General features: G+C 74.5%; 22 protein-coding genes. 8 read left to right on the top strand and 14 right to left on the bottom strand.

Annotated elements, in window-relative coordinates; genetic code table 11:
• Position 1: 1 nt before the first annotated feature.
• Positions 2-922 (bottom strand): alpha/beta fold hydrolase, encoded by a 921-nt coding sequence (locus L7D48_RS00620; RefSeq protein ID WP_374490525.1) that lies wholly within the window; start codon positions 920-922, stop codon positions 2-4.
• 289 nt (positions 923-1211) lie between these two features.
• Positions 1212-1853: an alpha-ketoglutarate-dependent dioxygenase AlkB gene (locus L7D48_RS00615; RefSeq protein ID WP_237876017.1), complete on the bottom strand. Its 642-nt coding sequence runs from the start codon at positions 1851-1853 to the stop codon at positions 1212-1214.
• A gap of 222 nt (positions 1854-2075) precedes the next feature.
• On the opposite strand from L7D48_RS00615, the gene L7D48_RS00610 reads away from it, so the two are divergent.
• Entirely contained in the window at positions 2076-2870 is a 795-nt protein-coding gene (locus tag L7D48_RS00610) for a tyrosine-protein phosphatase (protein WP_237875948.1), read from the top strand.
• A gap of 71 nt (positions 2871-2941) precedes the next feature.
• Here L7D48_RS00610 and L7D48_RS00605 read toward each other — a convergent pair whose 3' ends face one another.
• The 11 genes from L7D48_RS00605 to L7D48_RS00555 all read right to left on the bottom strand — a co-directional run bounded on the left by L7D48_RS00605 (position 2942) and on the right by L7D48_RS00555 (position 15064).
• Positions 2942-4024: a polyprenyl synthetase family protein gene (locus L7D48_RS00605; RefSeq protein WP_374490523.1), complete on the bottom strand. Its 1083-nt coding sequence runs from the start codon at positions 4022-4024 to the stop codon at positions 2942-2944.
• A gap of 28 nt (positions 4025-4052) precedes the next feature.
• The gene (gene hpnE, locus L7D48_RS00600) at positions 4053-5480 is read right to left on the bottom strand and encodes a hydroxysqualene dehydroxylase HpnE (protein WP_237875946.1); all 1428 of its coding nucleotides are present in this window, start codon (positions 5478-5480) and stop codon (positions 4053-4055) included.
• On the bottom strand, positions 5477-6448 hold the full coding sequence (hpnD, locus tag L7D48_RS00595; protein WP_237875944.1) for a presqualene diphosphate synthase HpnD: 972 nt from the start codon (positions 6446-6448) through the stop codon (positions 5477-5479). Before hpnD ends, hpnE begins: the two co-directional genes overlap by 4 nt.
• A 5-nt stretch (positions 6449-6453) precedes the next feature.
• Complete coding sequence (gene hpnC, locus L7D48_RS00590) at positions 6454-7377, bottom strand: squalene synthase HpnC (protein ID WP_237876013.1); 924 nt, start codon at positions 7375-7377, stop codon at positions 6454-6456.
• A gap of 454 nt (positions 7378-7831) precedes the next feature.
• Positions 7832-8656, bottom strand: a complete 825-nt coding sequence (locus tag L7D48_RS00585) for an ABC transporter ATP-binding protein (protein WP_237875942.1) — start codon at positions 8654-8656, stop codon at positions 7832-7834.
• Positions 8643-9590, bottom strand: a complete 948-nt coding sequence (locus tag L7D48_RS00580; RefSeq protein ID WP_237875940.1) for an ABC transporter permease — start codon at positions 9588-9590, stop codon at positions 8643-8645. Before L7D48_RS00580 ends, L7D48_RS00585 begins: the two co-directional genes overlap by 14 nt.
• A 97-nt stretch (positions 9591-9687) precedes the next feature.
• Positions 9688-10596, bottom strand: a complete 909-nt coding sequence (locus L7D48_RS00575) for a glycosyltransferase family 2 protein (RefSeq protein WP_237876012.1) — start codon at positions 10594-10596, stop codon at positions 9688-9690.
• 14 nt (positions 10597-10610) lie between these two features.
• Positions 10611-11396: a CDP-alcohol phosphatidyltransferase family protein gene (locus L7D48_RS00570; protein ID WP_237875938.1), complete on the bottom strand. Its 786-nt coding sequence runs from the start codon at positions 11394-11396 to the stop codon at positions 10611-10613.
• Entirely contained in the window at positions 11374-12435 is a 1062-nt protein-coding gene (locus L7D48_RS00565; RefSeq protein WP_237875936.1) for an iron-containing alcohol dehydrogenase family protein, read from the bottom strand. Before L7D48_RS00565 ends, L7D48_RS00570 begins: the two co-directional genes overlap by 23 nt.
• Positions 12423-13172 carry a sugar phosphate nucleotidyltransferase gene (locus L7D48_RS00560; protein ID WP_237875934.1) on the bottom strand — a complete coding sequence of 250 codons (750 nt, stop codon included), beginning with the start codon at positions 13170-13172 and terminating at the stop codon, positions 12423-12425. Before L7D48_RS00560 ends, L7D48_RS00565 begins: the two co-directional genes overlap by 13 nt.
• Complete coding sequence (locus L7D48_RS00555) at positions 13169-15064, bottom strand: DUF5941 domain-containing protein (protein WP_237875932.1); 1896 nt, start codon at positions 15062-15064, stop codon at positions 13169-13171. Before L7D48_RS00555 ends, L7D48_RS00560 begins: the two co-directional genes overlap by 4 nt.
• Before the next feature lie 289 nt (positions 15065-15353).
• Between L7D48_RS00555 and galE the strand changes: the two genes are divergently transcribed.
• From galE to idi, 3 genes are all read left to right on the top strand, one after another.
• Entirely contained in the window at positions 15354-16361 is a 1008-nt protein-coding gene (gene galE / locus L7D48_RS00550) for a UDP-glucose 4-epimerase GalE (RefSeq protein ID WP_237875930.1), read from the top strand.
• A gap of 177 nt (positions 16362-16538) precedes the next feature.
• Positions 16539-17477: a cation diffusion facilitator family transporter gene (locus L7D48_RS00545; protein ID WP_237875928.1), complete on the top strand. Its 939-nt coding sequence runs from the start codon at positions 16539-16541 to the stop codon at positions 17475-17477.
• A gap of 148 nt (positions 17478-17625) precedes the next feature.
• Complete coding sequence (gene idi / locus L7D48_RS00540) at positions 17626-18186, top strand: isopentenyl-diphosphate Delta-isomerase (RefSeq protein WP_237875926.1); 561 nt, start codon at positions 17626-17628, stop codon at positions 18184-18186.
• 76 nt (positions 18187-18262) lie between these two features.
• Here the strand turns inward: idi and L7D48_RS00535 are convergent, their stop codons facing one another.
• Positions 18263-18877, bottom strand: a complete 615-nt coding sequence (locus tag L7D48_RS00535) for an ATP-binding protein (RefSeq protein WP_308312204.1) — start codon at positions 18875-18877, stop codon at positions 18263-18265.
• Positions 18878-19138: 261 nt separating this feature from the next.
• Here L7D48_RS00535 and L7D48_RS00530 point away from each other — a divergent pair, with 261 nt between their 5' ends.
• The 4 genes from L7D48_RS00530 to L7D48_RS00520 all read left to right on the top strand — a co-directional run.
• Positions 19139-19933, top strand: coding sequence for an enoyl-CoA hydratase/isomerase family protein (locus L7D48_RS00530; RefSeq protein ID WP_237875924.1), 795 nt, complete (start codon positions 19139-19141; stop codon positions 19931-19933).
• A 9-nt stretch (positions 19934-19942) separates the two neighbouring features.
• Positions 19943-20806 carry a hypothetical protein gene (locus L7D48_RS00525; RefSeq protein ID WP_237875922.1) on the top strand — a complete coding sequence of 288 codons (864 nt, stop codon included), beginning with the start codon at positions 19943-19945 and terminating at the stop codon, positions 20804-20806.
• Between the two features lie 139 nt (positions 20807-20945).
• Positions 20946-21071 (top strand): LPFR motif small protein, encoded by a 126-nt coding sequence (locus L7D48_RS29050; protein ID WP_256462270.1) that lies wholly within the window; start codon positions 20946-20948, stop codon positions 21069-21071.
• A 90-nt stretch (positions 21072-21161) separates the two neighbouring features.
• The coding region (locus L7D48_RS00520) for a Tex family protein (RefSeq protein WP_308312205.1) at positions 21162-23563 on the top strand (2402 nt) is incomplete at its 3' end.

The raw sequence follows: 23563 nt of genomic DNA, 5'->3' as shown, positions 1-23563 counted from the left end.
CTCACACCCGGTCGTCGAGCCAGGCCAGCAGGTCCGCCTGGACCTCGTCGCGGTTGGTCTCGTTGAGGATCTCGTGCCGGGCGCCCCCGTAGGCCCGCCAGGTCAGGTCGCGCAGCCCCAGATAGCGGAAGTCCTCCAGGAGTTCGTACACCAGCGTCATGCCCTGGTGGCAGGGGTCCTGGTCGCCGACGGCGATGTGCACCGGCAGGTCGCGCGGCACGCGGTCGAGCTGCCGCGGGTCGTTGACCTTGCGCACCCCCAGCACCCAGTCCAGCGCCAGGCCGGCGCTGAAGGGGAAGCCGCACCGCTCGTCGGCGACGTAACCGTCGACCTCCGCCTCGTCGCGGGAGAGCCACTCGAATCCGGTGCGGTGCTCGTAGGGGTCGTTGAAGGAGCCGAAGAGGGCGGGCACGAAGTCCGAGGGCGCGGCGCGGCCGCCGCGGTCGATCTCCTCCCGCAGCCGCTCCACCGCCCCCTGCGGCTCCGCGCCGGGCAGCGACCGGAAGGTGCCCGACAGGATGAGCCCGGCCAGCTCGCCGCCGTACTCCTGGGCGAAGTCGCGGGCGAGCTGGGAGCCCATGCTGTGCCCGAGCAGGACGTGGGGCACACCGGGCAGCTCGGCGCGCAGCCGGTCGCCGACCGCCCTGAGGTCCTCCACCACGGCCCGCCAGCCGCTCTCCCCCACCACGCCGTATCCGCCGGTGTGTTCGGCGGTGGCGCCGTGGCCGCGGTGGTCGGAGGCGGCGACCGCGTAGCCGTGCCCGGCCAGGAAACGGGCGAACCGGTCGTAGCGCAGGGCGTGTTCGGCCGCGCCGTGCGCTATCCGCACCAGCGCGCGGGGCGTTCCCTCCGCCGGGAACCAGGTGTAGGTGGCGACGGGCAGTCCGTCCTGGGCCCGGGTGGTGTCCGCTCGCAGGGTCACGTTCTCTCGCTCCTCGGTCTCGGCGGGTCGGCGGGTCGGCGGGTCGGCAAGGACCCTTCCCCGCCGCGGCCCCGGCCGAACGGGACCTCTCCGCCCTCCGCGCACCCGGACCCGGACCCGGACCCGGCACGACGGGCCGCCCGGCGGATCGGTTCCGCGGGTGCCGCCCGGGCGCCCTGCCCACGCCGGTGGATCCGCTCCACCGTTTCGCCGGCCGTCGACGGGCGAAAGCACCGTCGCCCCGCGGGAAGGGGCGGCACGATCGCGACCCTCGCCCGCCAGGGGCGGGTCACCGTGCCCGGACCGTCACGTTGACCCGCCCCCGCAGTCCGGTTCCGGGCGGCGCGGTGCCCGGGCGGACGCGCGGGACGCCGTGGTAGGCGTACCTGGAGGGACCGCCGAACACGAAGGCGTCGCCGCTGCGCAGCTCGATGTCGGTCCACGGACGGCCGCGGCCCTCCGGATTCCCGAACCGGAAGACGCAGGTGTCGCCGAGGCTGAACGAGACCACGGGGGCGCGGGACCGCTCGTCGCTGTCGCGGTGCATCCCCATACGGGCCCTTCCCCCGTAGAAGTTCACGAGCGCGATGTCGTACGGGACCGTGCACGGCCCCTGCCCGTACGCCTCCTCCACCACCCGCCGCGCCCACTGCCCCAGCCAGGCCGGGAAGGGTTTGACCGGCGCGCCGTCGCCGTCCACCGCGGTGCGGGCGTAGCCGTACGGGTACCAGTGCAGGCCCAGGCAGACCTGGCGCACCGACATCTCCCCGCCGCCGGGCATGCGCACGGTGCGCAGCCCGGCGGGTGGACGGGCCCAGGCGCGGCAGGCGTCCAGCAGCTCGCGCTGCCCGGCCTCCCCCAGGTGGCCGGGCAGGTGCACCGCGCCCGGCGCCACCTCGGCCGCCGGAAGCCGGAACAGTCCGTCGTCCACGTCCTCCACGTCCTCCACCTCACCTCCCGGCCCCGGACCGGCACCGGTCCCGGCACCACCGCCGCACCGGATCTCCACGCTTCCGCCCCATCTCCGTGCGGACCCGGCCCGCCCGCGCCCTCATGCCGTAGGGTCTCAGTGGCCGGTGCGGGACCGCGCGGCGGGCCGCGCGCCGACCCCGCCGTCCCGACCGCCGGAGCGAGGCCGGAACAAGGAGTGCCCATGACATCCGAGACCGTGGAACCCGTGCTGACGGGGGTGCGCAACTTCCGCGAGGTCGGCGGTCTGCCGACCACCGACGGCCGGCGGGTGCGCCAGGGCGTGCTCTACCGCAGCGGGCACCTGGCACACGCCACCGAGGAGGACACCGCCTTCCTGTCCCGGCTCGGCCTGCACACGGTCTTCGACTTCCGCAACTCCGCCGACCAGGCCCTGGAGGGCCCGGACGTGGAACTGCCGGGCGTGCGGAACGTGAACATCCCGCTGTCGGACCCGGCCGAGGGCGCCGAGTTCTGGACGATGGTGCGCGAGGGCGACCTGCCGCTGCTGCGGTCCCTGCTCGGCGACGGACAGGCCGAGGCCCGGATGGTGGCCTCCTACCGGCTGATGGTCGGGCAGCGCACCGCCGAGCACGGCCGGCTGCTGCGGGAGCTGGCCGAGGAGAGCGTGCCCGCCCTGATGCACTGCGCGGCGGGCAAGGACCGGGCCGGGCTGTCGATCGCGGTGACGCTGCTGGCACTGGACGTGGAGCGGGACGCGATCGAGGCGGACTACCTGGAGTCCAACGCCCCGCACCGCCGCTACCGGATCCACCGCTCCCCCGGTGCGGGCGGCGGGATGTCGCCCGAGGTCAGGGAGCTGCTCGCGCCCCTCTTCGAGGTCCGCCCCGCCTATCTGCACGCGGCGTTCGACACCATCACCGACACCTGGGGCGGGGTGGAGTCCTACCTCTCCGAGGGGCTCGGTCTCACCCCCGGTCTGCGCGAGCGGCTGCGCGACCGCCTGCTGGAGTTCTGACCGCCGCAGCCCTGCCCGTGTCCCGGCTCCGGCGGCCCGCCGGCCCCTGTCGGCCGCCCCCGTCGGCGGGATCAGCCCTCGCGGACGACGACGAAGTCCGCGAGGGCGGCGAACCGCTCGCGCACCCGGTCCGGCATGTCCACGCCGTCCAGGGCGGCGAGGGCGGTGGCGTGCCGCCGACGGGCCTCCTGGGAGGTCCACTCGCGGCCGCCGGCCTCCTCGATCAGCCCGGCGCGGGTCGCGAACTCCTCCTCGCTGAAGTCCTCGAACTCCCGCTGGCTCTTGGTGGCGTCCGCGGCCAGCAGTTCCCCGAGCCGCTCGGCGGCCGGCCCGCCACCGGCCAGGGCGGCGACCACCGGCAGGGACTTCTTGCGCTGCCGCAGGTCGCTCCAGGGCAGCTTGCCGGTCGCCGCCGGGTCTCCCCAGATGCCCAGCAGGTCGTCGACGGCCTGGAAGGCCAGGCCCAGGTGGTGGCCGTACGCCTCCAGCGCGTCGGCGGTGGCCTCGTCCGCCCCGCCGAGAACCGCTCCGATGGAGCTGGCGCAGGCCAGCAGCGCGCCGGTCTTGTTGCCCTCCATCTCCAGGCACTCGGCGACGGTGACCTTCTCGCGGTGCTCGTAGGAGATGTCCTGCGCCTGCCCGTCGATGAGCTTGCGGGTGGCCAGGGTCAGGCGGCGGGTGGCGTGCGCGGCCTCGGCGGTGCCCAGTTCCAGCAGCACCTCGCCCGCCAGCGCGAACAGGGCGTCGCCGACGAGGATGGCCTGCGCCGGGCCGTGCACCTTCCACACGGTGTCGCGGTGGCGGCGCTGCTCGTCGCCGTCCATCAGGTCGTCGTGGAGCAGGGAGAAGTTGTGGACCAGTTCCACGGCCACCGCCCCGGGGACGCCGGCGGCGGGCTCGGCGCCCGCGGCCTCGGCCGACAGCAGGGCCAGCGCCGGGCGCACCGCCTTGCCGCCGTCGCCGCGGGCGGGGTTGCCCTGTGCGTCGATCCAGCCGAAGTGGTAGGCGGCGACGGAGTCCATGGGCGGCGCGAGCCGTGCCACGGCGGCACGCAGCATCGGCGTGGCGAGCGTGCGGCCGCGTTCCAGCAGCTCGATGACGCTCGCGGTGTCGACGGCTGTGTCCGTCAGGGTCCTCGGGGTCGCCGGGGTCACGGGGTCTCCTCTGCGTTCGGTGTCGTGCTCACGCCGCCTCCTGGAAGACGTCGTCGTGCGGGCGGCCGAGGGCGGCCAGCGCTTCCCGGGCGGCGGTCAGCCCGCTGCGCACGGCGCCCTCCATCGTCGCGGGCCATCCGGTGGCGGTCCACGCCCCGGCCAGCCACAGCCCCGGCGCACCGGTGCGGGCGGCCGGGCGCAGGCGGCCGACCCCGGGCACGGGAGCGAAGGTGGCGGTGCGCTCACGGGTGACGAAGAAGTCGCGCACCTTCGCGCCGCGTGCGGCGGGCATCAAGCGGGCCAGTTCGGGAAGGTAGCGGTCGCGCAGGACGGCGACCGGCAGGTCGATCTCCTCCTGCGCGGCGGACTGGGACACCGCGATGTACTGGCTCGCGGCCCCTCCCGGCGCGTTGCGCAGCCCGGAGGCCGCGGTGCGGTCGAAGACCCACTGCACGGGGGTGCCGAGCGCGGCGAGGAAGGGGCGGTGGAGCACCTTGCGGTCGTAGACCACGTGGACGTTGAGGATCGGCGCGTCGCCGATGCGCAGCAGCCGCTCCGGTTCCTCCAGGGCGCCCTCGGGCAGCAGCCGGTGGGCCTCGCGCTGGGGTACGGCCAGGACGACCGTGCCGGCCCGCAGCGTCTCGCCGGTCCGGCGCGCGCCGGTGTCCACCGCGACCCGCCAGGTGCCGTCCGGCTCCCGGGCCAGCTCCCGCGCCCGGCCCTGCCGCACCACGCGTACGCCCGCCTTCTCCAGCACGGCGGCGGCGAGCGTGTCGTGCAGGTGCCCCAGCGGGACGCGGGACCAGCCGATGTCGGCCGCGCCGGGGTCGCTGAGCAGGCCGGTGCCGATGACCATCGCGGCCAGCCCGAGCGAGACGTCCGGTGCGCGGGCGTTGAGGGTGGCGACGCCGATCAGGTCCCACAGCGCCCGTACCGCGCGCGGGGACTGGCCGTGGCGGCGCAGCCAGTTCCCGAAGTCCTGGCCGTCCAGGGCGGGGTCGGACGGGTCGATCCTGCCCAGGCGTCCGAGCGCCAGGGCCGCCCGCCCCACGCGCAGCCGCTCGGCCGGGGAGAGGTGGGGGTAGCGCGCCAGGGAGGCGCCCAGGTGCAGCGGCACGGGCAGGGCCGCCCGCCGCAGCCGGCCCGTCCTGCCGCGCGCGGCGTCGTGGACGGGGATGTCCAGGCGGGGCTGGAGGGGGGCGAGCTCGCTCGCGCCGATGCGCTCCAGGAGCCAGCGGTAGGCGGTGCAGCAGCGCAGGTGGACGTGGTGGCCGTTGTCGACGGTCAGCTCGCCGGCCGCGCTGGAGCGGCGGAAGGAGAAGGCGAGCCCGCCCAGCCGGGGCCGGCTCTCCACCAGGGTGGTGGCCACCCCGGCGTCGGCCAGGCGCAGTGCGGCGGCGGTGCCCGCCAGCCCCCCGCCGACGACGACGGCGCGCGGGTCGGGTGCGCCGGTCACGTCGCGCTCTCCCGGGTGGCCGTGCGGGCGGCCAGCCGGGTGTCGAGCCCGGACAGGCCGCGCAGGGCGACGTAGGCCTTCTCGCGCGCCGGCAGGGAGACCCGGCCGCGCAGTACGGCGTGCGGGTCGCGGGCGATACGGGCCAGCAGGCGGTGGTAGATCCCCGCCATGGCCGCCACGCAGGCGGCCGAGCGGCGGTCCAGCAGCGGCAGCAGCCGCAGCCCCTCGGCGAACAGCGCGCGGGCCCGGTCCACCTCGAAGCGCACCAGACCGGCGAAGTCCGCGCCGGCGGGCGGCGCGTGGCGGTCCAGCGAGGTGTCGCAGCCGAAGGCGGCCAGGTCCTCGCGGGGCAGGTAGGTGCGGCCCTCCGCGGCGTCCTCGCGCACATCGCGCAGGATGTTGGTCAGCTGCAGGGCGAGGCCGAGGGTGTCGGCGTAGTGGGGGGCGCGGTCGGCGCCCGGGGCGCCCGGCACGGTGCCGAAGACCCCCAGGGAGAGCCGTCCGATGGCGCCGGCCACGCAGCGGCAGTACTCCTTCAGCTCGTCCCAGGTCTCGTAGGCGCGGCCGCGGACGTCCATCAGGACGCCGTCGATCAGCTCGTCGAGCCCGCCCAGCGGGATCGGGAAGCGCTCCGCGGCGTCGGCCAGGGCGACGGTGACCGGGTCGGTGGCGTCGTCGGGGACCTTTCCGGTGCGGACGAGGTCGAGCAGGGCGCGGCTCTCCTCCAGCCGGGCGCGCTTGACCTCCGTCTCCAGCGGTCCGTCGCCGATGTCGTCCACGCGCCGCGAGAAGGCGTACAGGGCGGACATCGCCCGGCGCCGGTCGGTGGGCAGCAGCCGGATGCCGTAGGCGAAGTTGCGGGCCTGCCGTCCGGTGACGGCCTCGCAGTAGCGGTAGGCGGCGAAGACCTGCGGGGAGGGCGGCGCCTGCCGCGCGGCCCGCTCCGCGTTCGCGCTCCGCCTCGCCACCGGGCTCACCTCGCCGCTCCCAGGACGGCCGCGGTCTCGCGCAGCACACCGGCCTTCCCCGGGCGCGGGGCGCCGCCCAGGACGTCGTACCGGGCGGAGCGCAGGGCGCGCAGGGCCGCCCGTCCGCCGCCGGTGAATCCGGCGATGAGGATCTTCGGTATGCCGGGGACACTGGCCACCAGCGGGACTCCTTCGTTCAGCAGTTCGTGCGCGCGCCGCGCCTCCCAGGCGATCAGGGCGCGCACCGAGGCGTTCGCGGTGGGCGCGGCGAGGTCGGCCTCGGTGACGCGGAAGCGCTCCAGGTCCTCGGCGGGGAGGTAGATCCGGTCGCGCAGGGCGAGGTCCTCGGCGACGTCCTGGAGGTGCTCGGTGACCTGCAGCGCGGTGCAGACGGCGTCGGAGCGGCGGACGCGCTCGGGGGTCGTGGTGCCGGTGATGGCCAGGACGAGCCGGCCGACGGGGTTGGCGGACAGCTCGCAGTAGCCCAGCAGCTCCTCCCAGGTGCCGTACCGGCGGACCTTCTGGTCCAGCCGGTTGGCCTCGACCAGGGCGAGGAACGGCTCGGGGGTCAGCGCGTGGCGGCGCACCGTCGGCACCAGGGCGTACAGCAGGGGGTGGCGGGGGACGTCCCGGCCCTCGGCGCCCGTGTCCCGGGCGGTGCGGAAGACCCGGTGCAGCTCGGTCTCGAAGGCGTCGAGCAGTGCGCCGCGGTCGTCGGCCCGGTCGGGGTCCACTCCCAGCAGCGCGGCGTCGGCGCCGCCGGGGGGCAGGTCGCCGTCGCCGATGTCGTCCAGGAGGCGGACGCAGCCGTACACGGCCATCAGGTCGTCCCGCCAGGCGCGGGGCAGGAAGCGGGGGGCCACGGGGAAGTTCTCGCGCGCCGCCTTGTCCAGGACGGCGCGGCCGCGCGCGTCCCGCGCGGGGGTCACCGGGGGCCGCCCGCTGCCATCGCCGTCACCTCTGCGTCTCTCCAACCGACAGTCCCGTCCTTCCGAAGCGGTGGCGTCCACGGCATCCGTGTCCCGTCCGTGGCCCGCCTGTGTCCGCATGCCACCGACGGCGTCCGCGACACCACGGAATCCGGGAGGGCCTGCGGTGCCGGGGTGCCCGCGGCGTCGGCGACGCCTCTCCCCCGCGGACGGCACTCGCGGGATCCGCGTACGGAACATCCTATTTCGGGCACGCCCGGGGCATGGTCCGCTGCTCGTCCGACCGGGTGCCGGACGTCCGGCGCACCGCCCACCGGCACCGGCTCAGCTTACGTCGTGCGCGCGGGCGCCCCGCCGCACGGGTGGGCACGCGCCCGGACGCACCCCGGCCCCCGCGCCCGTGAGGGGCGCGGGGGCCGGGGACACGCCGCCGGAGAGCGGCCGGGGAGCCGTGTTACTTGCGGGTGAACTCCTCGTACGCCTTCATCACGTCCTCGGTCGGGCCGTCCATGCGCAGCTCGCCGCTCTCCAGCCACAGCACCCGGTCGCAGGTGTCCCGGATGGACTTGTTGTTGTGGCTGACCAGGAAGACCGTCCCGGCCTCCTTGCGCAGCTCGCGGATACGGGCCTCCGAGCGCTTCTGGAACTTCTTGTCGCCCGTCGCCAGCGCCTCGTCGATCATCAGCACGTCGTGGTCCTTGGCGGCGGCGATGGAGAACCGCAGCCGGGCCGCCATGCCGGAGGAGTAGGTCCGCATCGGCAGGCTGATGAAGTCGCCCTTGTCGTTGATGCCGGAGAAGTCGACGATGTCCTGGTAGCGCTCCTGGATCTGGGCCTTGGACATGCCCATCGCCAGCCCGCCCAGTATGACGTTGCGCTCACCGGTCAGGTCGTTCATCAGAGCGGCGTTGACGCCCAGCAGGGAGGGCTGGCCGTCGGTGTAGACCTTGCCGCGCTCGGCCGGCAGCAGGCCCGCGATGGCGCGCAGCAGCGTGGACTTGCCCGAGCCGTTGGAACCGATCAGGCCGATGGCCTCGCCGCGGTAGGCGGTGAAGCTGACGCCCTTGACCGCGTGCACCTCGCGCATGCCCGCGGACGCCTTGCGGCGGATGATCCGGTTGAGGGCCGCGGTGGCACTGCCCCTGCCCCGGCCTCCGCCGTTGACGCGGTAGACGATGTGCAGGTCGTCGGCGATGACGGTCGGCCGGCGTTCGGCGGAGACGGCCTTCGCGCCCTTGTCCGCCGACGCGGCGGCTGCGCTCTTCTCAGCCACGGCCATAACGCTCCTCCGCCTTCCAGAAGTACACGAATCCGCCGAGGCCGATCACCACGGCCCACCCCGCGGCCAGTGCCCAGCCGTACGGCGGGAGGTCGGCGGGGGTGTAGCCGTCGATGAGCGCGAAGCGCATGAGGTCCATGTAGACGGCCGCCGGGTTGGCCTGGGCCGCGATGACCAGCCACTCCGGAGCACCGGTGCGCTCCCTGATCATGTACTCCAGGGAGAACATCACGCCGGACGCGTACATCCAGGTGCGCATCACGAAGGGCATCAGCTGGGCGAGGTCCGGGGTCTTGCTCCCCAGCCGGGCCATGATCATCGCCAGGCCGGTGTTGAAGACCAGTTGCAGGGCCAGGATCGGCACCACCAGCAGCCAGGTCCACCGCGGGTAGTGGCCGAAGCCGAGGAGGATGGCCCCCAGGACGATCATCGAGTAGAGCAGTTGCTGGAGCTGCTGCAGGGAGAAGGAGATGGGCAGCGAGGCCCTCGGGAAGTGCAGGGCCCGCACCAGGCCCAGGTTGCCGGAGATGGAGCGGACGCCCGACATCACCGAGGTCTGCGTGAAGGTGAAGACGAAGACGCCCGTGACCAGGAAGGGGACGTAGTTCCCCTTGCCGCCCGGCACTCCCTCGCGGCCGCCCAGCAGGATGCCGAAGACGAAGAAGTACACCGCGGCGTTCAGCAGCGGGGTTGCCACCTGCCACAGCTGGCCCAGCTTGGCCTGGCTGTACTGGGCCATGAGTTTCGCCCGGGAGAAGGCGAGGATGAAGTGCCTCCGCGCCCACAACTGCCGGACGTACTCCGTCAGGGAGGGCCGGGCGCCGCTCACCGTCAGCCCGTACTTGGCGGCGAGTTCGGCCGGGGACAGGCCGTCGTCTGGTGAACGCGGGGGCTCGCCCGTCGCGATCGCACCACCGTGCGTTGTCTCGCTCACGTTGAAACTTTCGTCCTCACAGTGCGCAGCCGGGATGGAATGAGCGCAGCGGGCCCCGGCTCCTGTCACCGGACCCGATGCTCTCGCACAGAGCTTGTCAGATGACGGGAGGGCGGCCCAGCCGGGTCAGACGCCACACCGTACGCCACTTCATGGGACGGCGAGGACCGCACGGAGTCGTCCAGCCCTCCCGGAAACCGCCCAGCCAGGCGCGCAGCGCGGGACGCGAGGGGCGCCGGGCGAGGGTCAGCAGCAACCATACGCCCAGGTAGAGGGGGATCAGCGGCAGCGGCAGGTTGCGCCGGGCCAGCCACACGCGGTTGCGGGCGACCATGCGGTGGTAGACCGCGTGGCGGCTGGGGAGGGTGGTGGGGTGGTGGAGCACCATGTCCGCGCGGTAGTCGATCATCCATCCCGCGTCCAGCGCCCGCCAGGCCAGGTCGGTCTCCTCGTGCGCGTAGAAGAACTCGTCCGGCAGCCCGCCGACCTCCTGGAAGACCGCCGTGCGCACGGCGTTGGCGCCGCCGAGGAAGGTCGTCACGCGCGAGGAGCGCATCGGGTCCGAGGCACGCAGCCGCGGTACGTGGCGGCGCTGGGTGACCCCGGTGTCCGGGTCGGCGATGCGGAAGCTGATGATGCCCAGCTCCGGGTCGGCGGCGAACGCCTGCCGGACCAGCTCGGCGGTGTCGGTGTTCGGCAGCAGCCCGTCGTCGTCGAGGAAGAGCAGCGCGTCCACCTCGCTCCCGCCGGGCCCGAACGCCTCGATGCCGACGTTGCGGCCGCCGGGGATGCCCAGGTTCTCCGGCAGCTCCACCGTCCGCACCCCCGGCGGGAGCTCCGGCAGCGGGGCGCCGTTGCCGACGACCACCACCTGGACCGGGTCGCCGTCCTGCTTGGCGACCGAGTCCAGCAGGGCGCGCAGCTCCTCGGGGCGGTTGCCCATGGTGAGGACGACCGCGCCCAGCGTCAGGGGCCTGCCGGAGGAGGACCGCGCGCCCTCGGTCATGTCGTTCACCGCCCTCACCGCAGCCGGCTCGACGCCAGGATGGACACCAGGTGCAGCAGCGTCTGCAGGACCGCGATGGCCGCCAGGACGGCGACGCCCAGCCGGGTGAAGAACAGGCCGCCGTGCACTGCGTCGGCGATCGCCACCGCCAGGATCACCAGGGAGGCCTCGACACCGCCGACCAGCCGGTGGAACTTCAGCGCCGCGGCCGCCCGGCGGGCCAGCGCCAGCCCCGAGGAGCGGGGCACGGCCGCCTCGTCCTTCACCGCGGGCAGGCCGCTGCGGGAGCGGGCGACGTCCACCAGGTCGGTCTCGGCCTTGATCAGGATCGCGCCCAGCGCGGCCACGGTGCCCAGGAAGGCCCACAGCCAGTTCGCGGAGGCCCCCTCGGTGCGGAAGACGTCCGCGGCCCGCACCCCGAAGCCGACCAGCAGCGCCGCCTCGGCCAGGTAGTGGCCCACCCGGTCGAGGTAGACGCCGGTGATGGAGGTCTGCTTCCGCCAGCGGGCGACCTCGCCGTCCACGCAGTCCAGCAGCAGGTAGAACTGGATCAGCAGAGCGGCCAGGACGGCCCCTGTCGGACCCGGCACCAGCAGCACGGCGCCGGCCGCCACGCCGGCGACCACCATCAGGTAGGTGAGCTGGTTGGGCGTTATCCGGGTGTTCACCAGGTGCCGGGTCCAGCGCAGCGAGATCTCCCGCATGTACAGGCGCCCGGCCCAGTGCTCACCGCTGCGCCGGTCCTTCACCCCGGCGGGGTGGACGACCGGGCGGAGTTCAGCTACTGACGGCTTTGACATAGTCGGCGTACGCGTCCCTGATCTGGTCGGTGGACAGGTCCAGGTGCTCGATGATCGTGTAGCGCCCGGGCCGGGTCTGCGGCGCGTACTCCACCGCGCGCACGAACTCGTCCTCGCTGAAGCCGATCTCGCCGGGCAGCACGGGCAGGCCGTGGCGGCGCAGTACGTCGACGATCAGCGCCGTCTGCTCCTCGGCTCCGCGCAGGTGCATCGCGAAGGCGGCGCCGAGCCCGCACTGCTCGCCGTGGGCGGCGGCGCGCTTGGGGTAGAGCAGGTCGAAGGCGTGGTTGATCTCGTGGCAGGCGCCGGAGGCGGGGCGGCTGTCGCCTGCGACCGACATGGAGATGCCGGTGAGCACCAGCCCCTCGGCCAGCACGGTGAGGAACTCGTCGTCGCCGCAGCCGCCCGGGTGGCGCAGCACCGCCTCGCCGGCCTGGCGGGCCATGGCGGCGGCCAGGCCGTCGATCGACTCGCCGGTGACCTTGTGGGAGAGCTCCCAGTCGGCGACGGCGGAGATGTTGGAGATCACGTCGCCCACGCCCGAGCGCACGAAGCGGATCGGGGCCTCGCGGATGACGTCGAGGTCGATCACGATCGCGATCGGGTTCGGCACGCCGTACGAGCCGCGGCCGGCGTCGTTGTCGAGCGTGGCCACGGGCGAGCACAGGCCGTCGTGGCTGAGGTTGGTGGCGACGGCGACCAGCGGCAGACCGATGCGCGCGGCGGCGAACTTGGCGCAGTCGATGATCTTGCCGCCGCCCATGCCGACGACCGCGTCGTAGTGGCCGGACTTCATCGCGTCGGCCAGCTTGATCGCGTTGTCCAGCGTCCCGCCGCCGACCTCGTACCAGTCGGCGCCCGGCAGGGCGGGCGCGAACCGCTCGCGCAGGGCCGCGCCCGAGCCGCCGCTGATGGCGATGGCGAGCTTGCCGGAGGCCGAGATGCGCTGGTCGACCAGGAGGGTCGCCAGGTCGTCCAGCGCACCGGGCCTGATGTCGACGACGACCGGCGAGGGGATGAGCCGGGTCAGTACTGGCACGCGATCTCCCGCGCCTTGTTCAGGTCGTCGTGGTTGTCGATCTCGACCCACTTCACGTCGCCGATGGCGGCGGTGTCGATGGTGAGGCCGCGGTCGACCATCTCCTGGTAGCCGTCCTCGTAGTACAGCTGCGGGTCGCGCTCGTAGGTGGCCTTCAGCGCGTCGGCCAGGTCGGCGGCGGCGTCGCCCTCGATGAGGGTCACGCCGATGTACTCGCCGGTGGCGTCGGCCGGGTCCATCAGCTTGGTGATGCGGCGCACGCCCCTGCCGGGCTCGGCGACGACCTTCATCTCCTCGTCGGCCAGCTTCTTGACCGTGTCGAGGGCGAGGATGATCCGCTGCCCCTTGCCGCGGGCCTGAAGCAGCGTCTGCTCGACGGAGACGGGGTGGACGGTGTCGCCGTTGGCCAGGATCACGCCCTCCTTGATGACGTCGCGGGCGCACCACAGGGAGTAGGCGTTGTTCCACTCCTCGGCCTTGTCGTTCTCCACCAGGTGGAGCTTGACGCCGTACTTCTTCTCCAGGGCGGCCCTGCGCTCGTGGACGGCCTCCTTGCGGTAGCCCACGACCACGGCGACGTCGGTGAGGCCGACCTCGCGGAAGTTGCCGAGGGTGAGGTCCAGCACGGTGGTGGTGCCCTCGCCCGCCGGGTCCACCGGCACCAGGGCCTTGGGGAGGGTGTCGGTGTAGGGGCGCAGACGCCGTCCGGCGCCGGCGGCCAGCACGAGGCCGATCATGCGGGTTCTCCTGTTTCGTCGTGTACGGCGGGTGCGTGTGAGGACACCCAGAAACGGACGCTCTCGGTGAGCACCGTGAGCGCCAGGGCCCCGGCCAGGGCCGTGAGCGCGATCGTGAAGCCCTGCCCGGCGGCCCAGAGGGCGGCGGCGGCCGTGACCGCCACAGCGCGTCCCTCGTGCCCGCCGATCGCCCGCACCAGCCGGTGCGGCGGGGCGCCGGTGCCGCCGCGGATGCGGTACACCGTGTCGTAGTGATGGTAGGCGACCGCCGCGACCAGCCCGAACGCGGCGGGCAGGGCCCCGTCCGCGTCCGACCGGGCGGCCAGCGCCAGGACCGTGGTGTACTCCGCCGCGCGGAAGAAGGGCGGCACCAGCCAGTCCAGCGCGCCCGTCAGCGGGCGGGCGACGGCCAGCCCGGACAGGACGGCGTAGCCGAGCGCGGCGGCCGGCAGCCAGGGACCGACCGGGGCCCACAGCGCGGCGGCCGCCAGACCGGCCGAGCCGAGCAGGGCCAGGGCCGGGGCGGCGAACGCGGACGGCCGCGCCCCGCGCGTCCGGGACGCCGCGGCCCTGGCCACGCCCTCGGCCAGCGGTCCGGAGTCGGCCAGCTCGCTCAGGGCCCGTGCGGCGCGATCGGTGCGCACGCCCTTTCGGGCCAGGGAGCGCAGCACCCGCCCGGCGGTGGTGTAGCAGGCGGCGAACGCGCAGCCGACCAGCAGCACGGTGAAGGTGGTGCGAGGTGTGGTGAGGGCTGTGAGGACGGCGATCAGCGCCCAGCGTTCGCCGATCGGCAGCACGACCATGCGGCGGGCCCACACCGTCCAGCCGACCCGGTCGAGCTTCCCGGACAGGGCGGCGGCGGGGTTGGCGCTCCCGGCGGCGGGCTCCCCCTCGCGCTCCTGCCCGCCGTCCCTCCTGTAGTGGTCGGCCTCGCCGAAGGAGAAGTCCACCACGTGGCGGCAGGTCTGGAGCACCATCGCGCCCAGTGCGAGGGCCCACACGTCGTCGCCGCCGCGGGCCGCGCCGAGGGCCAGGCCCGCGTAGTAGGCGTACTCCTTGGCCCGGTCGAAGGTGGCGTCCAGCCAGGCTCCGAGCGTGGAGTACTTCAGCGCGTAGCGGGCGAGCTGGCCGTCGGTGCAGTCCAGCACGAACGAGGCGATCAGCAGCACCCCGGCCGCGACGAAGCCGCCGCGGGTGCCGGTGGCCGCGCAGGCGGCGGCGACCAGCGCGGTGAGCAGCGAGGCGGTGGTCACCTGGTTGGGGGTGAGTCCGCGCCGGGCGCACCAGCGGGCGAGGTAACGGGAGTAGGGGCTGACGAGGAAGGTGGTGAAGAAGCCGTCGCGGGACTTCACCGCCGAGCGCAGCCGCACCCGCTCCTCGTCGACGGCCGCCACGGCCCGCTCGGCCCCGGCCCGCTCCGCGCCGTCGGCGGGCACGGCGGCGACGAGGACGCCCAGCTCGGGACGGTGCACGGCCGGCGCCCGGTCGTCCGCCTCCAGGGCGGCGGCCGCCCGGTCGGGCAGTCCGGCCGGCTCGGGGGCGGCGGTGCGTGCCGCGCCTCCCGCCGCGGGGGGCGCGGAGGGCGCGGAGGCCGCGTAAGCGGCGGACACGGCTCGGACCAGGGCGGCGCGCGCGGTGGGCTGGACGGCCAGTGCGCCGGGGATCGCGGCGGCGGGGAAGCGCGGGTCGGTCAGGGCCAGCCGCAGGCTGTGCGTGTGCCCGACGAAGCGGGGGTCGACGAGGGCGACGCGCTCACCGGCCGGGACGGCCGCCAGCGCCGCCTCCACCCCGGCGGCGTCCTCCGCCACCCGCACGTCGAAACCCAGCGACCGCAGACCGCCCTCCAGGGGCGCCCCCGCGACCGGCGGACCGGTGAGAATGGCGGTCGACAAGAACGAACTCACTCCTTGGAAGCCGTACTGTCCGCGGCGCGGTCCGTAAGCGAGCGGCATCCGGGCAGCGGTCACAGTGCGCCATCACCCGTTCGGGGCAGGCAGCATGTGGCCAGAGGTTATCGGATAGGTGGAAGCGCCCGTTCACCCCGCATTCACCGGGCGGAAGCGCCCCGCCGTCACGAAAGGTGACAGAACACCACGGACCGCGTTCCAGGATCCTCGATCCCGCCGACTCGCACAAGGAGCGCGTCCGCGACGGCCTGCGACCGGTGGTTAGGCTGCAGCCATGACGTGGCTGGTGACCGGTGGGATCGGATACGTCGGCGCCCATGTGGCGCGGGCGATGGCGGAGGCCGGTGAGAGGGTCGTCGTGCTCGACGACGTCTCCAGCGGCCTGCCCGAGCGGCTGCCGCCCGGCGTGCCCCTGGTGCGCGGCTCGGTCGCCGACCGCGCGCTGCTCGACCGCACGATCGCCGGGCACGAGGTCGCCGGCGTGGTGCATCTGGCGGCGAAGAAGCAGGTGGGCGAGTCGGTGGAGCACCCGCTGACGTACTACCGGGAGAACCTGTACGGGCTCACGGTGCTGCTGGAGGCCGTGGTCGCCGCCGGGGTGCGGCGCTTCGTGTTCTCCTCCTCCGCCGCCGTCTACGGCATGCCGGACGTGGACCCGGTCACCGAGGACACGCCCTGCGTCCCGATGAGCCCCTACGGCGAGACGAAGCTGGCGGGCGAGTGGCTGGTGCGCGCCGCGGGGCGGGCGCACGGGCTGTCCACCGCCTGCCTGCGCTACTTCAACGTGGCGGGGGCCGCGCGGCCGGAGCTGTCCGACGTCGGCGTGTCCAACGTCATCCCGATGTTCTTCGACGCCCTCACGCGCGGCGAGGCCCCGCGGATCTTCGGCGACGACTACCCCACCCCCGACGGCACCTGCGTACGCGACTACATCCACGTCGCCGATCTGGCCGAGGCCCATCTGGCCGCCGCCCGCCGTCTGGCCGGGCTCCCGGCCGGCGGGGACCTGACGGTGAACGTGGGCACCGGAGAGGGCGTGTCGGTGCGTGAGCTGGCCGATCTCGTCGCCGAGGTCACCGGTGTCCGCGAGCCCGCCCCGGTGGTCGTCCCGCGCCGCCCGGGGGACCCGGCGCGGGTGGTGGCCTCGGCCGAGCGGATCGGCGTGGAGCTGGGCTGGGCACCCCGGTACGGGGTACGCGAGATGGTGGCCTCGGCCTGGGAGGGCTGGCGCCTGCGCGGCGCCGACGGCCTCCGGCGGGAGGCGGCCGCGCTCCCCGAGTGATCCGGGCCGGTCCCCCGAACGAGCGGGCGCCGTCCGCCAGGTGAATGGAAAGCGCAGGTCAGAGGGGATGACAACGGTGTTCAGTGCCGCGTTGCCCCATACCCCCCGCCCGTAGTTCACTGGGATCGTCCGCACCGGTCGCAGGCGGCACCGGCCGCCGTACGGGAGGCATCGTTCATGGGCGCAGGGCACAACCACGGCGGGCCGCGGCCGGCCGGGCCGGGTACGGCGGGAGCCGCGTACCGGGGCCGGCTGCGCGCGGCCCTGGCCATCGCGGTCGTCCTGCTGCTCGCCGAGCTCGCGGGCGCCGCGCTGACCGGTTCGCTGGCGCTGCTGGCGGACGCCGGCCACGTGGCCACCGACGCGGTCGGCATCGGGATGGCGCTGCTGGCGATCCATGTCGCCAACCGGCCCGGCAGCGAGCGGCGCACCTTCGGTCTCGCCCGGGCCGAGATCCTCGCCGCGCTGCTCAACGCCCTGCTGCTGCTGGGGGTGGGCGGCTACATCCTGGTGGAGGCCGTCGAGCGGCTGCGCCATCCCGAGGAGGTGCCCGGCGGCCTGACGGTCCTGTTCGGCGTCGTCGGCCTGGCCCTCAACGGCCTGTCCCTGGCCCTGCTGATGCGCGGGCAGCGGGAGAGCCTGAACGTGCGGGGTGCCTTCCTTGAGGTGGCGGCGGACGCCCTGGGCTCGGTGGCGGTGATCGCCGCCGCGCTGGTCATCATGTTCACCGGCTGGCGGCAGGCCGACCCCGTCGCCTCGCTGCTGATCGCGGTGCTGATCGTGCCGCGGACGGTGCGGCTGGCGCGCGAGGCGATCGACGTCCTGCTGGAGGCCGCGCCCCGGAACGTGGACATGGCCGGGGTGCGGGCGCACATCCTGGGCGTGCCCGGGGTGGAGGACCTGCACGACCTGCACGTGTGGACCATCACCTCCGGCATGCCGGTGCTCTCCGCTCACGTGGTGGTCGGCCGGGAGGCGCTGGAGGCCGAGGGGGGCCACGACAGGATCCTGCGGGACCTCCACGGCTGCCTGGGCCGGCACTTCGACGTCGAGCACTGCACCTTCCAGCTGGAGCCGCACGGGCACGCGGCGCGCGAAGGGCGGCTGTGCCACTGACGCCCCCCTCGCCGCATCTCCGCCGACGCCGCGAGACCCCCGTACCGCCCGCCCGGCGAGCGGCCCCCGTCCGTGTACGGCACACTGGAGCGGACAGTCGGAACATAGGAGAAATGCCGTTCCGACACATGCACGGTGAAGGGCGGACATGACCAACGGCACGGCGGACCCGATCATGCTCGAGCTGGTCGACGAGGACGGCAGGACGATCGGGACCGCGGAGAAGCTCTCCGCCCACCAGGCCCCGGGCCGGCTGCACCGGGCCTTCTCCGTCTTCCTCTTCGACGAGATGGGCCGGCTGCTGCTCCAGCGCAGGGCGCTGGGCAAGTACCACTCCCCCGGTGTGTGGTCCAACACCTGCTGCGGCCACCCCTACCCCGGCGAGCGGCCCTTCGCCGCCGCCGCGCGCCGGGTCGGCGAGGAGCTGGGTGTGGCGCCCCAGCTGATGCGGGAGGCGGGGACGGTGCGCTACAACCACCCGGACCCGGCATCCGGCCTGGTCGAGCAGGAGTACAACCACCTCTTCGCGGGGCTGGTGCGGGACATGCCCCGGCCGGATCCGCAGGAGATCGCCGAGACGGCGTTCGTGACGCCCGAGGAGCTGCTCAAGCGGCACGAGGCGGAGCCGTTCTCGGCCTGGTTCATGACGGTGCTGGACGCGGCGCGCGGCGGCATCCGCGAGGTGACCGGGGCCTCGGCCGGCTGGTGAGGCACGCGGCACCGCGGGCCGGCGGCCGTACCTGTGGCCGTGCCCGCGCCGGCGGCGCTCACGGCGCCGGGGACGCTCACGGCGCCGGCGGCAGGGGGGTCAGCGGCAACGTGACCCGGATCACCTTGCCGCCGGACGCGGTCCGCTCGGTCTCGCAGAAGCCACCGGCCTCGGCGACGACGGCCTTGACCAGGAGCAGCCCCCGCCCCCCGGTGTGCTCACGCTCCGGGACGGCGGCCGGCGCCGCGGGGCGGTAGGGGTGACCGTCCTCGATGCCCAGGCGCACCCGGCCGGCGTCGAGGCGGACCTCGACACCGATCTCCGTGGAGAGCAGGGCCGCGTGCCGCACGGCGTTGGTGACCAGCTCGGAGAGGATCAGCAGCAGGCCGTCCATCAGCTCGTCGGCGAGTGGGGCCCCTCTGCGGCCAAGGAGGTCCCGCACGGCGCGGCGCGCCTGGGGCACGGAGGACTCGTGCACCGGGACGGTGAAGCGCCAGGCGCCCTCGTACGGCCGGGGGTGGGGCGGGGGCTCGGGCCGGGCGTACGGCTGCGGCTGCTCCCGCAGTCGTTCTCGCGGCTGCTCCTGCGGGCGGGGGCGGAGTCGCGGTCGCGACGGCCCGGCGGGACGGCCGGGCACCGCCACCGGCGCCCGGCCGTCCCGGTCAGGGAGGAAGTCCCCGCGGATGTCCATCTGCCGCACCCCGATCTCGGCTCCCGCCGGCCGCTTCCGTCCGGCTCCGTTCCGGGCCGGTCCCGGACCGGTTCTCCGAAGAGTGTCGGCCCATGGTGCGCACGGCCCGCTCCTGTGACTGCAAGTCGGCACTTATCGATGGCAATTGACAGAAGACTTACGCGCCGTTCGCGGCTGTGACCGCCCTTGCGCGATCGTTTCTGCGGCCCCGTCTCGGCCCCCGTCTCGGCCCTCGCGCCTCCTGCCGTTACGATCCGGCCCATGTCCGCGCACACCCCGCCGGCCGGCGGCCCGGCCCTGCCGGTCTCCGTCCAGGACGGCGTCGCCACCCTCACCATCGACAATCCGGCCAAGCGCAACGCGATGACGCCGGACATGTGGCGGCGGATGCCCGCCGTGCTGGAGCGGCTCGCCGCCGATCCCGCCGTACGGGCCCTGGTCCTCACCGGCGGGGGCGGCACCTTCTGCGCGGGCGCCGACATCTCCGCCCTGCGCGAGGGCGACGAGGAGTCCCGCCGTCTGGCGGTGGCCGCCGAGGAGGCGCTGGCGGCCTTCCCGCGGCCCACGCTCGCGGCCGTGCGCGGGCACTGCGTGGGCGGCGGCTGCCAGCTCGCCGTCGCCTGCGACCTGCGCTTCGCCGCCGAGGGAGCCCTGTTCGGCATCACCCCGGCCAGGCTCGGCATCGTCTACGGCGCCTCCTCCACCCGGCGCCTGGTCTCCCTGGTCGGCCCGGCCACCGCCAAGTACCTGCTGTTCTCGGGTGAGTTGATCGGCACCGAGCGGGCCCTGCGCACCGGGCTGGTCGACGAGGTGCACCCGGGGGGCGAACTGGAGGAGCGGGTCGCGGCGTTCGCGCGGCTGCTCGTCTCGCGCTCGCAGCTCACCCAGGCCGCCGCCAAGGAGTTCGCGAACGGCGCCGGGGCCGGCCCCGTGCCGCCGGAGCGGGTCGCTTACTGGGAGGAGCGCGCCCGGGAGAGCGGTGAGCGCGCCGAGGGCGTGGCCGCCTTCCTGGAACGGCGCCCTCCGGTCTTCACCTGGCCACTTACCGACGGGTAGCGTGCGGGTATGACGTCCCTCCCCGCCAAAGCCGGACGGCGCTGCCACAACGCCGTCAACCCGCTGCACTCGGCTCTCTACTTCGCCCCCGACCTGGCCCGCGAGCTGGCCCCCTACGGCATCGAGGACCCCTCCGCGGTCTACTTCGCCGGCCGCGCCGCGGCGCTGGGCCGGGTCGGCCCCGGGGTCGTCACCGCGACATTCCACAACTTCCACCACGCCCTCGTCGCCCGCCACCTGCCGGCCGTGTGGGAGCTGGCCGCCCCCGAGACCGTGCTCGCGGCCCGGCTGCGCGCCGCCGACTCCATGCTGCGGCGCCTGCTGGGCGAGGAGGCGGTGGCGTCCAAGGAGATGGCCGAGGCCGCCGAGCTGGCGCTGCGCGCCGCCGAGGGGTGCGTCCGCCCGGGCCGCCCGCTGTACGCGGCGCTCGCCGACCTCCCCGTGCCCGAGGCGCCGCACCTGGCGCTGTGGCACGGCGCCTCGCTGCTGCGCGAGCACCGCGGCGACGCCCATGTCGCCGTCCTCCAGCACGCGGGGCTGGACCCGATGGAGGCGCTGGTCAGCCACACCGCCAGCGGTCGCGGCATGAGCCCCGGGTGGGCGCTGGCCACCCGCGGCTGGAGCCGCCGGGACTGGGAGGAGGCCCAGGAGCGGCTGCGCGGGCGCGGACTGCTGGACGGCGAGGGCGAGTTGACCGAGGCCGGCACCGCCCTGCGCAAGGAACTGGAGGCGGAGACCGACCGGCTGGACGCCGCGCCGTACGAGCACCTGGGCGCGGCGGGCACCGAGCGGCTGACCGAGCTGTGCGGCGCCTTCACCGGCGCGGCCCTCGCCTCGGGCGCCTTCCCCGCCGACCTGTTCGGCAAGGGCTGAGCCGGGCTCGGGGCCCTCTCCCGGGAAGGCCCGGCGGGGCTCCGGGGAGGGCCCCGGAGCGGGAGCGCCGGGGAGGCGGAAACCGGCCGGAGCGGATGGAAGGTTGTTTGTCCGGCGCGTGAGCGGTCACGCGTACTGCATGTTCAAAGCCATAGCAGACGCACTCCGTACCGTCGGCGGCGCCATCGCGACCGTGGTGACGCTGCCCTTCCGACTACTGGCCCGCCTCTTCGGCGGGGCTTCGCACGCCGGACGCCGCGTCTGACCGTCCGCCTGTCGGTGCGGCCTGTAACAATGCGGGCTACCGGGGAAGCACCCAGCACCGAGTAAGGCGGAACGGATCGTGACACAGTCCATCGGAGAGACGCCCGTCGAGGGCGCGGCACCGGCCGGCACGTCCGGCGCGGCGTCCGTCGAGGGCAGGATCGCCGAGGAACTCGGCGTACGGGAACGGCAGGTCAGGGCCGCCGTCGAACTGCTCGACGGCGGCTCGACCGTGCCGTTCGTCGCGCGCTACCGCAAGGAGGCCACCGGCGGCCTGGACGACGCGCAGCTGCGCGACCTGGAGGAGCGGCTGCGCTACCTGCGGGAGCTGGAGGAGCGGCGGGCGGCGATCCTGGAGTCCGTGCGCTCCCAGGGCAAGCTCGACGCCGAACTGGAGGCCCGCATCCGGGCCGCCGACTCCAAGGCCCGCCTGGAGGACGTCTACCTGCCCTACAAGCCCAAGCGGCGCACCAAGGCGCAGATCGCCCGCGAGGCGGGCCTGGAGCCGCTGGCCGACGGCCTGCTCGCCGACCCGTCCGTGGAGCCGGCCGCCGCCGCGGCGGCGTTCGTCGACCCGGACAAGGGGGTGGCCGACGCCTCCGCCGCGCTGGAGGGCGCCCGCGCGATCCTGACCGAGCGCTTCGGCGAGGACGCCGACCTGATCGGCGAGCTGCGCGAGACGATGTGGCGGCGCGGCCGGCTGGTGGCGAAGGTGCGCGAAGGCAAACGGGAGCAGGGCGCCAAGTTCGCCGACTACTTCGACTTCTCCGAGCCCTTCACCGAGCTGCCCTCGCACCGGGTGCTGGCGATGCTGCGCGGCGAGAAGGAGGAGGTCCTCGACCTCTCCCTGGAGCCGGAGCCGGAGCCCGCCGGGGAGGCCGCCGAGGGCGGGGCCCTGCGCGAGACCACCGGTCCCTCCGACTACGAGCGGGCGATCGCCCGCCGGTTCGGCGTCGAGGACCGCGGTCGCCCGGCCGACCGCTGGCTGGCCGACACCGTGCGCTGGGCCTGGCGCACCCGCATCCTGGTGCACCTGGGCATCGACCTGCGGCTGCGGCTGCGCACCGCCGCCGAGGACGAGGCGGTCGCGGTGTTCGCGGCCAACCTGCGCGACCTGCTGCTGGCCGCTCCCGCCGGCACCCGCGCCACCATGGGGCTGGACCCGGGCTTCCGCACGGGCGTGAAGGTCGCCGTCGTCGACGCCACCGGCAAGGTCGCCGCCACCGAGACGATCTACCCGCACGTCCCGCAGAACCGCTGGAAGGAGTCGCTGGCCACGCTGGCGCGGCTGGCGCGGGAGCACCGGGTGGAGCTGATCGCCGTCGGCAACGGCACCGCCTCCCGCGAGACGGACCGGCTGGCCGCCGAACTGTGCGCCGCGCAGCCGGAGCTGAAGCTGACGAAGGTGATGGTCTCGGAGGCGGGCGCGTCGGTGTACTCCGCCTCCGCCTTCGCCTCCCGCGAGCTGCCGGACCTGGACGTCTCGCTGCGCGGCGCGGTCTCCATCGCCCGGCGCCTGCAGGACCCGCTGGCCGAGCTGGTCAAGATCGACCCCAAGTCGATCGGGGTGGGCCAGTACCAGCACGACGTCTCCGAGGTGAAGCTGTCGCGCTCGCTGGACGCGGTGGTGGAGGACTGCGTCAACGGCGTCGGCGTGGACGTCAACACCGCCTCGGCGCCGCTGCTCTCGCGGGTGTCGGGCATCGGCGCGGGCCTGGCGGAGAACATCGTCGCCCACCGTGACGCCAACGGCCCCTTCCGCAGCCGCAAGGCGCTCAAGGACGTCCCCCGGCTCGGCCCCAAGGCGTACGAGCAGTGCGCGGGTTTCCTGCGCATCCGCGGCGGGGACGACCCGCTGGACGCCTCCGCCGTCCACCCCGAGGCGTACCCGGTGGTGCGCCGGATGGTGAAGGCGACGGGCAGCGACGTCGCGGCGCTGATCGGCAACACCAAGGTGCTGCGCGGTCTGCGGCCGCAGGAGTTCGTGGACGACACCTTCGGCCTGCCGACGGTGACCGACATCATCGGGGAGCTGGAGAAGCCCGGCCGCGACCCGCGTCCGGCGTTCCGGACGGCCACCTTCAGGGAGGGCGTGGAGAAGATCGGCGACCTGGAGCCGGGCATGGTCCTGGAGGGCGTGGTCACCAACGTCGCCGCGTTCGGCGCCTTCGTGGACGTAGGCGTCCACCAGGACGGCCTGGTCCATGTCTCGGCCATGTCGAGGACGTTCGTGAAGGATCCGCGCGAGGTGGTGAAGTCCGGCGACGTGGTGAAGGTCAAGGTGCTGGACGTGGACGTGCCGCGCAAGCGGATCTCGCTGACGCTGCGGCTGGACGACGAGACCGGCCCCGGCGCGGGCGACGGCGGCCGCCCGGCGCGCGGGCAGCGCGGAGGCGGACAGCGTGAGGGCGGACAGCGTGAGGGCGGTCGGCGTGAGGGCGGTCGGCGCTCCTCCGCTCCGCGCCCGCGCCAGGGCGACCGGCGAGGCGGGGG

The sequence above is a fragment of the Streptomyces sp. ICN903 genome (genome assembly GCF_022015835.1).
In the GTDB taxonomy this organism is placed as follows: domain Bacteria; phylum Actinomycetota; class Actinomycetes; order Streptomycetales; family Streptomycetaceae; genus Streptomyces; species Streptomyces fenghuangensis.
This window is presented reverse-complemented; position numbering and strand designations above follow the sequence as displayed.

What these genes read in the sequence shown, in the direction of transcription:
- L7D48_RS00610 (WP_237875948.1), top strand. Translation starts at nt 2,076, where the DNA reads ATGACATCCGAGACCGTGGAACCCGTGCTGACGGGGGTGCGCAACTTC.
- L7D48_RS00585 (WP_237875942.1), bottom strand. Translation starts at nt 8,656, where the DNA reads ATGGCCGTGGCTGAGAAGAGCGCAGCCGCCGCGTCGGCGGACAAGGGC.
- L7D48_RS00575 (WP_237876012.1), bottom strand. Translation starts at nt 10,596, where the DNA reads ATGACCGAGGGCGCGCGGTCCTCCTCCGGCAGGCCCCTGACGCTGGGC.
- L7D48_RS00570 (WP_237875938.1), bottom strand. Translation starts at nt 11,396, where the DNA reads ATGTCAAAGCCGTCAGTAGCTGAACTCCGCCCGGTCGTCCACCCCGCC.
- L7D48_RS00560 (WP_237875934.1), bottom strand. Translation starts at nt 13,172, where the DNA reads ATGATCGGCCTCGTGCTGGCCGCCGGCGCCGGACGGCGTCTGCGCCCC.
- galE (WP_237875930.1), top strand. Translation starts at nt 15,354, where the DNA reads ATGACGTGGCTGGTGACCGGTGGGATCGGATACGTCGGCGCCCATGTG.
- L7D48_RS00545 (WP_237875928.1), top strand. Translation starts at nt 16,539, where the DNA reads ATGGGCGCAGGGCACAACCACGGCGGGCCGCGGCCGGCCGGGCCGGGT.
- idi (WP_237875926.1), top strand. Translation starts at nt 17,626, where the DNA reads ATGACCAACGGCACGGCGGACCCGATCATGCTCGAGCTGGTCGACGAG.
- L7D48_RS00535 (WP_308312204.1), bottom strand. Translation starts at nt 18,877, where the DNA reads ATGGACATCCGCGGGGACTTCCTCCCTGACCGGGACGGCCGGGCGCCG.
- L7D48_RS00530 (WP_237875924.1), top strand. Translation starts at nt 19,139, where the DNA reads ATGTCCGCGCACACCCCGCCGGCCGGCGGCCCGGCCCTGCCGGTCTCC.
- L7D48_RS00525 (WP_237875922.1), top strand. Translation starts at nt 19,943, where the DNA reads ATGACGTCCCTCCCCGCCAAAGCCGGACGGCGCTGCCACAACGCCGTC.
- L7D48_RS29050 (WP_256462270.1), top strand. Translation starts at nt 20,946, where the DNA reads ATGTTCAAAGCCATAGCAGACGCACTCCGTACCGTCGGCGGCGCCATC.